Genomic DNA, 11696 nt, shown 5'->3' with positions numbered 1-11696 from the left:
TAAATCATAAATCACAATATTATGGACACAAATAAATTTGTAAACCGCCACGTTGGTATCTCGGCAGAAGACATTCCTTCCATGCTGCAAGCCATCGGCGTCAAGTCGGTTGACGAACTGATCGATCAGACCATCCCGTCCGACATCCGTTTGAAAGAACCGCTTAACCTTCCCGAACCCATGACGGAACGTGAGTTCGCAGAACACATCTCGGAGTTGGCATCCAAAAACGAAGTCTTCACTTCTTATATCGGAATGGGTTGGTATGACACAGTATGTCCGGCTCCTATCCAACGTAACGTATTTGAAAATCCGGTTTGGTACACTTCCTACACTCCGTACCAGGCAGAAGTTTCACAAGGACGTCTGGAAGCGTTGTTGAATTTCCAGACTGTTATCGCTGAACTGACCGGCCTGCCGCTAGCCAACTGTTCCCTGCTGGACGAAGCGACAGCAGCAGCCGAAGCGGCAACCATGTTCTACGGTAGCCGTAGCCGTGCACAGGTGAAAGCAGAAGCCAATACGTTGTTTGTCGACGAAAACGTATTCGCCTCTACACTGGCCGTTATCAACACTCGCATGATCCCGCAAGGCATCAAGGTCGTTGTGGGTGATTACAAAACATTTGAATTCACACCGGATGTATTCGGGGCTATCGTCCAGTATCCGAATGCCGACGGTTCGATCGAAGATTATAAAGAATTCATCGTACGTGCCAATGCCGGTGGAGCACGTGTCGCCGTTGCTGCCGACCTGATGAGTCTTGTCCTGCTGACTCCTCCGGGAGAATGGGGTGCAGATGTCGTGTTCGGAAGCAGCCAACGTTTCGGTATCCCGATGTTCTACGGTGGTCCGTCCGCTGCATTCTTCGCCACGAAAGACGAATACAAGCGTTCCATCCCCGGACGTATCATCGGCATTTCCAAAGATGCCTATGGACACACGGCTTACCGCTTGGCTTTGCAAACACGCGAACAGCATATCAAACGTGAAAAGGCGACCTCCAATATCTGTACCGCCCAAGCCTTGCTAGCCACGATGGCTGGTTTCTACGCCGTTTACCACGGTGCCGAAGGCTTGAAGAACATCGCAGGTCGTATCCACGCTTCTGCAGGTTTCCTAACAGGCGAGTTGGAAAAACTAGGCTACAAACAATTGAACAAAAACTATTTCGACACACTGAAAATCCAGTTGCCGGAACATGTATCCATCAATGCACTCCGCGAGATCGCATTGGAATGTAAGGTGAACTTGCGTTACTTCGATGCCGGACAGATCGGCATCAGCTTGGACGAAACGACCGGACCGACCGATATCGGCGTATTGCTGTATATCTTCGCAGGGGCAGCCGGAAAGGACTACATGCTGAAAGAAGCCGTTCCTGAGAAAACTTATTTCGATCCGAAATTCGCCCGTACTTCCGAATTCCTGCAAGAAGACGTATTCAAAAAATATCATACCGAAACGGAACTGATGCGTTATATCACCCGCCTGGGACGAAAGGATGTTTCATTGGCCCAATCCATGATCTCTTTAGGTTCTTGTACGATGAAACTGAATCCGGCATCGACCATGCTTCCACTCAGCCGTCCGGAATTCATGAATATACATCCGTATGCACCGGAAGACCAGGTCGAAGGCTACACGGAACTGATTGAAAACTTATCGGCTTACTTGTGTGAGATCACCGGATTCAAAGGCTGTACGCTGCAACCTAATTCCGGAGCAGCCGGCGAATATACAGGTCTGCGCGTAATCCGGGCTTATCTGGAAAGCATCGGGCAGGGACATCGCAACATCGTCCTGCTTCCTGCCTCTGCCCACGGTACGAACCCGGCAAGTGCGGTTCAATGCGGTTTTACGACCGTTACGGTGAAATGTGACGACAAAGGAAATATCGACTTGGAAGATTTCCGGGCTAAAGCCGAAGCCAACAAGGACAACTTAGCAGCCAGCATGATCACCTATCCGTCTACTCACGGTATCTTCGAGGTGGACATCAAGGAAATGTGCGACATTGTTCACGCTTGCGGTGGTCAGCTGTATATGGACGGCGCCAACATGAATGCACAAGTCGGTCTGACCAATCCGGGTACTATCGGTGCAGACGTCTGCCACCTAAACCTGCATAAGACCTTTTCTTCTCCTCACGGAGGAGGCGGTCCCGGTGTCGGTCCGATCTGCGTTGCCGCACATCTCGTCCCGTTCCTGCCACAGCATCCGATATTATGGGGCAGCGACCTGAACACAGTCTCCGCCGCACCTTACGGTAGCGCGGGCATTCTGCCGATCACATATGCTTATATCCGCATGTTGGGAACAGAAGGGTTGGAAACGGTCACCAAGACCGCGATCTTGAATGCGAATTATCTGGCAGCCAAATTCAAAGACACTTACGGAATCGTTTACACAGGTGCTACAGGTCGCGTCGGTCACGAACTGATCCTGGAATGCCGCACGGTAAAAGAACGTTCGGGCATCGATGAAGGCGATATCGCCAAGCGCCTGATGGACTTCGGCTACCACGCTCCAACTCTTTCCTTCCCTGTTCACGGCACTCTGATGGTCGAACCGACCGAAAGCGAAAGCAAAGCCGAACTGGATCGTTTCGTCGAGGTGCTGGAATGTATCTGGAACGAAATCAAGGAAGTGGAAGAAGGCAAGGCTTCAAAGGAAGACAACGTATTAAAGAACGCTCCTCATCCCGAATATGAAGTAACGGCCGACGAATGGAAACACGAGTATCCGCGCAGCAAGGCCGCCTTCCCGCTGGAATGGTTGCACGACAGCAAATTCTGGGTGAATGTAGCCCGCGTAGACAATGCGTATGGCGACCGCAACCTGATTCCAACACTTTGTGCATGCGAAATTTAATATAAACCGGCGCAAACCTATTACTCGATTTCGACTTGACAAAACGGTGCCAAAGCACCTTTATCACGATCTTTCAGGCACGGATTTCACGGATTGACACGGATAAATTTATTTTCTTTCCGTGTTTTCCGTGTAATCCGTGCCTAAATTATGGTGATTAGTAAGGTGGTAAGTAAAAAGAAAGGATATGCTCAAAAAAACCTAAAGTGTGCAGATTCCAGACGAAAGTTCTTTGATATAAAGAATGTTTGATTACTTTTGCAGGTCAGTATTCAGAAGGTTAATTCGAACAAATATCCAATATAGAAATCTAATATTCCTATAATATGAGTTTAAAAATTATTGTATTGGCGAAACAGGTTCCGGACACACGCAATGTGGGAAAGGATGCGATGAAAGAGGACGGAACTATCAACCGGGCCGCACTTCCCGCAATCTTCAACCCGGAAGATCTGAACGCATTAGAACAAGCCCTCCGCTTGAAAGACGCCTATCCGGGAACTACGGTAACCTTGTTGACAATGGGTCCGGGGCGTGCAGCTGAAATTATTCGTGAAGGTTTATACCGGGGAGCAGACGGTGGTTATCTGCTAACCGACCGTGCATTTGCCGGTGCCGACACTTTGGCAACGTCTTATGCGCTTGCCACAGCAATCAAGAAAATAGGTGACTACGATATTATCATCGGAGGACGCCAGGCTATTGACGGCGATACAGCACAGGTAGGTCCTCAAGTCGCTGAAAAGTTAGGATTAACACAGGTCACATATGCCGAAGAAATCCTGAACGTAGACGAAAAGAATCGCAGTATCACAGTGAAACGGCATATCGACGGTGGTGTCGAAACAGTGGAAGGTCCGCTGCCTATCGTGATTACGGTCAACGGTTCGGCTGCCCCCTGCCGTCCGCGTAATGCCAAGTTGGTGATGAAATACAAACGGGCATTGGGCGCGCAGGAAAAAGTTCCCGCTCCCGCCTGCCATCCGGAAGGCGTATCGGCACTGCCATACCCCGAACTGTATGAAAAGCGCCCGTACCTGAATATTCCGGAATGGAGTGTTGCCGATGTAAACGGAGATCTCGCACAATGCGGTTTGTCCGGTTCGCCGACAAAAGTCAAAGCGATTCAGAACATCGTGTTCCAGGCAAAGGAAAGCAAGACGCTGACCGGCTCAGACAAGGATGTGGAAGATTTGATTGTTGAACTGTTAGCTAACCACACTATCGGATAATTGACAATTGATAATTGACAATTCATACGGTAAAAAAGATTGAACAATATGAATAATGTATTTGTATATTGTGAGCTTGAAGGTACAACGATTGCCGATGTAAGCCTCGAACTGCTGACCAAAGGTCGCAAGTTAGCCAACCAGTTGAACTGCCAACTCGAAGCCATTGTGGCCGGTTCCGGACTGGAAGGGATTGAAAAGCAGGTGATGCCTTATGGCGTGGACAAGGTGCATATTTTTGACGCTCCCGGTCTGTTCCCGTACACTTCCCTTCCTCATTCTTCTGTTTTGATCAATCTGTTCAAAGAAGAAAAACCGCAGATCTGCCTGATGGGAGCAACGGTTATCGGCCGTGACTTAGGCCCCCGTGTTTCTTCTGCACTGACAAGCGGTCTGACAGCAGACTGTACATCCCTCGAAATCGGCTCGCACGAAGACAAAAGAGCTGGTAAAACATACGAAAACCTGTTATACCAGATCCGTCCCGCTTTCGGCGGTAACATCGTAGCGACGATCATCAATCCGGAACACCGTCCTCAGATGGCGACTGTTCGCGAAGGTGTGATGAAAAAAGAAATTCTGGACGCCGGTTATAAAGGCGAAGTGGTAAAACACGACGTCGCCAAATATGTTCCGGAAACGGATTATGTCGTAAAGGTCATCGACCGCCACATAGAAAAGGCCAAACACAACCTGAAAGGTGCTCCGATCGTAGTAGCCGGCGGTTACGGAATGGGTTCCAAGGAAAGTTTCGATATGTTGTTCGAACTGGCAAAGGAACTTCATGCCGAAGTAGGCGCCAGCCGTGCAGCCGTTGATGCCGGTTTCTGTGACCATGACCGCCAGATCGGCCAGACAGGTGTGACGGTCCGTCCGAAATTGTATATCGCTTGCGGTATCTCCGGACAGATCCAGCATATCGCAGGTATGCAGGATGCAGGTATCATCATCTCTATCAACAACGACGAGAACGCTCCGATCAACACGATTGCCGACTACGTGATCAACGGCACTGTTGAGGAGGTGATTCCGAAGATGATTAAGTATTACAAACAGAACAGCAAGTAAAGAGATGGCAAATTATTATACAGACATTCCGGAACTCAAGTATCACTTGAACAATCCGATGATGGAACGTATTTGCGAACTGAAAGAACGCAATTACAGAGATAAAGAAGAGTTCGACTATGCACCGCAGGATTATGCCGATGCAATGGACTCGTTCGACAAAGTGCTTGAAATCACAGGCGAAATCACGGGTGAGATCATCGCTCCCAATGCCGAAGGAGTTGACGAAGAAGGCCCCCACTGCGCAAACGGACGTGTGGAATACGCTTCCGGGACCAAGCAGAATCTGGATGCAATGGTGAAAGCCGGCCTGAACGGTATGACGATGCCGCGCCGTTTCGGTGGTTTGAACTTCCCGATCACGCCGTACACCATGTGCGCCGAAATCGTGGCCGCTGCCGATGCTGGATTCGGAAACATCTGGTCGTTGCAAGATTGTATCGAGACATTATATGAATTCGGAAACGAAGACCAGCACAGCCGTTTCATTCCGCGTATCTGCGCCGGTGAAACGATGTCTATGGACTTGACAGAGCCGGATGCCGGTTCCGACTTGCAGTCCGTGATGCTGAAAGCGACTTTCGACGAAAAAGAAAATTGCTGGCGTCTGAACGGTGTAAAACGTTTCATCACAAACGGAGACGCCGACCTTCATCTGGTCTTGGCCCGTTCGGAAGAAGGGACGAAAGACGGGCGTGGCCTGTCTATGTTCATCTATGACAAACGCCAGGGTGGCGTAGATGTCCGCCGTATTGAAAACAAGTTGGGTATTCACGGTTCGCCTACCTGCGAACTGGTTTACAAGAATGCGAAAGCCGAACTTTGCGGAGATCGCAAATTAGGTTTGATCAAATATGTGATGGCGCTGATGAACGGTGCCCGTCTGGGTATCGCCGCACAGTCTGTCGGTCTGAGCCAAGCCGCCTACAACGAAGGGTTAGCTTACGCAAAGGAACGCAAACAGTTCGGCAAAGCAATTATCGAATTCCCGGCTGTTTACGACATGCTGTCTATCATGAAAGCGAAGCTGGATGCCGGCCGTGCCTTACTGTATCAGACTTCCCGCTATGTAGATATCTACAAAGCACTGGACGACATCGCCCGTGAACGCAAGCTGACTCCGGAAGAACGTCAGGAACAGAAAAAATATGCCAAACTGGCCGACTCTTTCACCCCGCTGGCAAAAGGTATGAACTCCGAATATGCCAACCAGAACGCATACGACTGTATCCAAATTCATGGTGGTTCAGGCTTCATGCTGGAATATGCTTGTCAACGTATCTACCGGGATGCCCGCATCACCTCCATCTACGAGGGGACGACGCAGTTGCAGACAGTTGCAGCCATCCGTTACGTGACCAACGGTTCCTATCTGGCTACCATCCGAGAATTCGAAACAATCCCGTGTTCTCCTGAAATGGAACCGCTGAAAGGCCGCCTGGTTGAAATGGCCAATAAGTTCGAAGCCTGCATGAACAAGGTGAAGGAAGCACAGAACCAGGAATTGCAGGACTTTGTTGCCCGTCGCCTTTATGAAATGGCAGCCGACTGCATCATGGCTCACCTGCTGATCCAAGACGCGACAAAGGCTCCTGAAATGTTTGCCAAATCAGCTGTCGTATACTTGAATTATGTCGAAGCGGAAGTGGAAAAACACAGCAGCTTTATCTTGAAATTCAATGCCGACGAATTAGCAAGCTACAGACAATAATAGAGCGTATCTAATTTCATAAAAGCCGGATATCTTCTCTTGATTTCCGGCTTTTTCCTTATATTTAGGCTCGTATTAAGCCAATAAGACAACCATCGACTATGAAACAGAACAATCCAGACATCCACCATCGTCACAGTATCCGTTTGAAAGGATATGATTATTCACAGGAAGGGTTATAAATGATATTAAACCCATATGGTGAAATAATCCAACAATGTTATTGGGATTTGGAACACAAATACCCCAATATCGAATGTTGCGAATATGTTATTATGCCAAATCATTTCCATGCGATTATAAAAATCGATCGGGATGCATTTAGGGCAGGCGAACCCCGCCCCTACGTGGTGACACTGGGGCATATTGTGGGATATTTTAAATATCAATCGACAAAAATGATTAATCTACACGGTCAAAAATTATGGCAACGTAATTATTATGAACATATCATACAGGATGAAAAGGCGTATCATAATATATCCAATTATATATTAAACAATCCGGCACAATGGGCATACGACCGATTACGCTAATTCATTGTGGCGATTCCATAATACCCATTGCATACTACCACGAAGCAACAGATATATCAGAAATGCCATCCACAATGCATGATTTCCCATCATTCCGAAAAAGAGGTAATAGATCAAAAAAAAAGTGCCGGAAGCGACCAACATCGAATAAAGCATCAGGCGGGTAGCTGTCGCACCGATCAAGATTCCATCCCACAAGAAGGCGGCAAAGCCGGCAAGCGGGACAGCCAGCACCCAATAGAAATAGGTTCCGGCCTCTTGTATGACAACAGAGTCATTCGTCAGGAGGGAGAGAAAACCTTTCCCGCCTACTCCATAAAGCAAGGTAAACGAAAGGGACAACCCGATTCCCCAGCCAAACAGCAAACGGATCATCCGACTAAGGGCTGTTTTGTTCCGAGCACCGATATAACGTCCCGCCAAAGCCTCGCCCGCATAGGCAAAACCGTCCATGATATAGGAGAAAAGCGTAAACAACTGCATCAGCAATGTATTAACGGCCAAAACGATATCGCCCTGTCTCGCACCTGTAGAAGTAAAAAATGTAGTAACCGCCACCAAACAAAGTGTACGAAAGAAAATATCGCCATTCACCTGGAAGAAGCGACGCATAGCGACCTTATCCATGACCTCATGCCAGCAAACACGAATATTCAACCGCTTCCGATAGAATACGAACCACAGGAATACAGCCATCCCGAAGCCTCCATATTGAGCGATCAGCGTTCCCGTCGCAACCCCTTGCACCTTCATGCCGAACACAAAGACGAAGACCAGACTCGCCACGATATTCACGACATTCTGGGTGATCGCAATAAACATCGGGAAACGGGAATTCTGCATTCCGATAAACCAACCGGAGAAACCATACAATCCCAACACAGCCGGCGCTCCCCAAATACAAATATTGAAATATAAGGAAGACAACCGTTCTACCTCATCCGTCGTATCCAATAGTAAGAAAGCTATTTCCCGTATCGGATACTGGAGCAGAAGCAGAGCCAGAGAAATCAGAATCCCGACACCGACCGACCGGAATAATACCCTCGTTACTTCCAGGAGATCCCGTCTCCCCAGAGCCTGTGAAGTCATCCCACTCGTTCCCATCCGCAAGAAACCGAACAACCAGTAAATAATATTGAACAGCATCCCCCCTACCGCAATCGCCCCGATATAGGAAGCGGCCCCCAAATGTCCGACAATCGCCACATCGACCAATCCCAACAAAGGAACCGTTATATTGGAAACAATAGAAGGAAGCGCTAACTGAAGTATCTTTTTATTCATTATTCATCATCTATATTAAAAAGCTTATTCCTAACTTTGGCGACAAAGTTACAGATTACTTTATAAACAACATGATTACGCTTATGCTTCAATCATACAACAATTTTCCACTATCCATTCGCCATTTGCAATAGCGACCTATAAGTAACTATATAATAACCCATTACTTCATTGCAAACTCTTTTTCATTTGCAATAACATTTGTTATTCACCCTACATTATCCCACCTTCACCACCGAATAGCAAGTTCCTTTCATCGTGCGGCGTGAAGGGATCTTATTCTTCTGGAGCAGGCGGCCGAAATAAGTCAGCCGTTTATTGCCCAACTTAATGCCACTTTCACTTTGCAGATACTGGAGAATTTCAATGGCGGATAATTCCAGACTCTCCTCTCCCGGCCGGGCGGCACGAAAGTACTGAAGAAACAACTGTTCTTCGACAGGCAGTTGCTGGAATACTTCATTGTTACGAGTTGTCGAGAACTCCTCTTCGGAAGTAAACCAATAACGTTCGCCATTCTTTAAAGCAGCCACTGCCTGGGCATACAACTGTTCATAGTTTATCGACGTTGAATTATCTATCGTACCGGATATCTCGATACAGATAAAACGCCGGCTTCCGGTCGGATCGGTCAACAGATCGTAATTGTTGCAGGTCGCGATAAAAGAGGCATACCGGTGCAATGCCTGAATACTTCGCTTATAAGGCTGGCGGGCGTTGACAACCGGCTTTTGCAGGACATTCTTTAAAAAGCTCTGGTAAGCGGAACTGACCGAATCGAATTCATCGATATTGATCAAGGCAAAACGAGTCAGCATCAGTTCGGCATCCCGTTTGTTACTGAAATCAATGCTATCCGTATAATACATACGAAGCGAAGGCGGCAACAAATTCCGACACCAGGTGGACTTGCCACATCCCTGCGGACCGACCAGCAAAGGCAACGAACTGTTTGCATGCAAATGCTCGCGCCTGTACCAGTGGGCGGTCATACTCAGGAACCAGATATAAAACAGATTGCGCCACTGGGCATTAGCGGTCGGCAGTGTGTCGGCCAGTGCACGTATATGATCCTTACCGTCCCACTCCGGCAAATATTCCAGATAATCTTCCAACGGATAAAAGACCGGAACCCTGTCGGAATAGACATACCGCTTCACATCGCGATCCCAAAGAGCCAGTCCTTCGGCCTGCGCATTCAGACCGATGCTATTTAGAACCGTTTCGGTAACCGGGGCAAAATGGATATAGTACGAACCTCTTGCCCGGAACTCCACTTCGCCTGCCAGCATATTCCGCCGGAACTCATACCGCCGTTTCATAAACTCGTCCGTCTTTATCGAAAGCAGTTGCTCGGCAGGCATCACCGGCTTCTTCCCGAAACACTTCGACAGTTGGTACACCATGTGAATCGTCTCCCGGATCTCCTCTTCAAACAGTTCGAGATTCCGGCTAATCTTTGTCCAGCGAACCACATCCTCTTCCGGAATACCGGAGCGAAAACAATTTTCAGCCAACCTTGTCAGGAAAGGCCTGACCTCTTTTCCTTCATCCAAGCCACCCGTCTTTTCGAGGGCGTCCAACATACAGGCATTATAAAAACGGGAAACGATACGACTGCGGTCATATCCGGGCATCATGCGCAAAAGCGGATCTTCCTCTTTGGCCACCACCTCCCGATAGGTCGGTTCGGCAGGCATCTGCATCGGTTGCTCCTGAATCAACGGTGTGGCCGACGGATTATAATATAAACCAGGATCAAAAGAATGGCGGCATCCTCTTTCCAACGATGCCTCCTCCCCCATCTCTATATGACGTTGCAGATGAGCCTGATAAAAGGCCACTGCACGCCTGTAGGCCACCGCATGAAACAACTCGGCCAACTCCCTCTTTTCCGGAAGGGAACCGTCGGGCAACACAAAAGGAACCAGTATTTTCACGCTCTTCCCGCTCGAACCGACAAAGGCTGCCATTGTCTGCGGGGCTAAGGAAGCGAGTCGCTTCACTGCCACGGCCTCTTCCCTATCCGCCAGATTGCCGACATCCATCAGCACCAGCCCGTTATACGCCTGATACTCTATCCTGCTTTCTTTTTTCCTGAACCGGGCGGCAAAAAGCAAAACAGGAATATCCGTCGCATGAATGTTCCGATCGCCAGGCATTGAAGAGGATAATATCCCCCGATGTTCATTCACCACCCTGGCTTGTTCGCCGGATCTTATCGCAGTCATCACATCTGGCAACTCTATATTTTTCAAAGACTTACCATTACTCTTCACTTGTGTTATTTTCATATCCGGACTCATTTGTGCAACTTTTGTTTTATGACTAATGACAAACTCCATTGCAAACTCAAAAAGATATTTGCAATGGAATAACAAACTATTATACAAATTATTACCTGGTAAGATTGCAAATGGCAAATACTTCCCGTAAACTTTATGTATAAAACCTATTTCATCCTCGTAAACTCAATACTTCTCAGCCTCTCCTTCAGTTTCGGGCTGGGTTTGAAGCCAATTCCTTTCAGCTTAATAGACTCGGCACGGATTTTCAACGGATCTTCCACTTCACGGTTGGGTCGGGCAGTTACGGAAAATGTTCCCAAACCGTCGATCGTCACGGTATTGCCGCCTTCCAGAGCTTCCGCAATCAGAATAGTCAGATTTTCCACAAGTCCTTTCACTTCGCCGTAGGAAAATGTACTGGATCCGGCTATTTGCTCGGCTAAAGCATCCAAATTCACATTGTCATAGCTTACCGTCGTTACCGAATACTTTACCGTCTTATTATCAGTAATATTGTCATTGATTTTTGTCAGCTTGTATCTTACCGCCATACTATTATCTTTCTATTAGATTTAACATTAACACGATTTATCTCAAAGGTTACCATCCTCTATCTTATTAGTAACCACTCAGTAACAACAGCCTGTACAGGATAATCGGTCAAGGTGTACAGGATGGTTTACCAGGGTGTACAGGATAA

The 11696-nt window shown here is 48.0% G+C and carries 7 protein-coding genes; 4 read left to right on the top strand and 3 right to left on the bottom strand.

Annotation, left to right across the window (positions count from 1 at the left end; genetic code table 11):
* The first annotated feature begins 21 nt into the window (after positions 1-21).
* The 4 genes from gcvP (at position 22) to BHV83_RS15100 (ending at position 6885) form a co-directional block, all read left to right on the top strand.
* Positions 22-2874, top strand: coding sequence for an aminomethyl-transferring glycine dehydrogenase (gcvP, locus tag BHV83_RS15115; protein WP_005641440.1), 2853 nt, complete (start codon positions 22-24; stop codon positions 2872-2874).
* Between the two features lie 326 nt (positions 2875-3200).
* Positions 3201-4106, top strand: a complete 906-nt coding sequence (locus BHV83_RS15110) for an electron transfer flavoprotein subunit beta/FixA family protein (RefSeq protein ID WP_005641445.1) — start codon at positions 3201-3203, stop codon at positions 4104-4106.
* 48 nt (positions 4107-4154) lie between these two features.
* A complete protein-coding gene (locus tag BHV83_RS15105; protein ID WP_005641447.1) occupies positions 4155-5174 on the top strand; it encodes an electron transfer flavoprotein subunit alpha/FixB family protein in 1020 nt (339 codons plus the stop codon).
* Positions 5175-5178: 4 nt separating this feature from the next.
* Positions 5179-6885, top strand: coding sequence for an acyl-CoA dehydrogenase family protein (locus BHV83_RS15100; protein WP_022322773.1), 1707 nt, complete (start codon positions 5179-5181; stop codon positions 6883-6885).
* A 527-nt stretch (positions 6886-7412) separates the two neighbouring features.
* Here the strand turns inward: BHV83_RS15100 and BHV83_RS15095 are convergent.
* The 3 genes from BHV83_RS15095 to BHV83_RS15085 form a co-directional block, all read right to left on the bottom strand.
* The gene (locus BHV83_RS15095; RefSeq protein ID WP_286757687.1) at positions 7413-8708 is read right to left on the bottom strand and encodes an MATE family efflux transporter; all 1296 of its coding nucleotides are present in this window, start codon (positions 8706-8708) and stop codon (positions 7413-7415) included.
* 218 nt (positions 8709-8926) lie between these two features.
* The gene (locus BHV83_RS15090; RefSeq protein ID WP_286757685.1) at positions 8927-11002 is read right to left on the bottom strand and encodes a BT4734/BF3469 family protein; all 2076 of its coding nucleotides are present in this window, start codon (positions 11000-11002) and stop codon (positions 8927-8929) included.
* 158 nt (positions 11003-11160) lie between these two features.
* Positions 11161-11547 (bottom strand): HU family DNA-binding protein, encoded by a 387-nt coding sequence (locus BHV83_RS15085; protein ID WP_005641501.1) that lies wholly within the window; start codon positions 11545-11547, stop codon positions 11161-11163.
* Between the last annotated feature and the right edge of the window lie 149 nt (positions 11548-11696).

Source organism: Parabacteroides sp. merdae-related_45_40 (assembly GCF_001915675.1).
Note: the sequence above shows the minus strand (reverse complement) of the source record. Positions and strands in the feature narration are given on the sequence as shown.

Coding starts and splice junctions, on each gene's coding strand:
- BHV83_RS15085 (WP_005641501.1), bottom strand. CDS start 11,547: ATGGCGGTAAGATACAAGCTGACAAAAATCAATGACAATATTACTGAT.
- BHV83_RS15110 (WP_005641445.1), top strand. CDS start 3,201: ATGAGTTTAAAAATTATTGTATTGGCGAAACAGGTTCCGGACACACGC.
- BHV83_RS15105 (WP_005641447.1), top strand. CDS start 4,155: ATGAATAATGTATTTGTATATTGTGAGCTTGAAGGTACAACGATTGCC.
- BHV83_RS15090 (WP_286757685.1), bottom strand. CDS start 11,002: ATGAAAATAACACAAGTGAAGAGTAATGGTAAGTCTTTGAAAAATATA.
- BHV83_RS15095 (WP_286757687.1), bottom strand. CDS start 8,708: ATGAATAAAAAGATACTTCAGTTAGCGCTTCCTTCTATTGTTTCCAAT.
- BHV83_RS15100 (WP_022322773.1), top strand. CDS start 5,179: ATGGCAAATTATTATACAGACATTCCGGAACTCAAGTATCACTTGAAC.
- gcvP (WP_005641440.1), top strand. CDS start 22: ATGGACACAAATAAATTTGTAAACCGCCACGTTGGTATCTCGGCAGAA.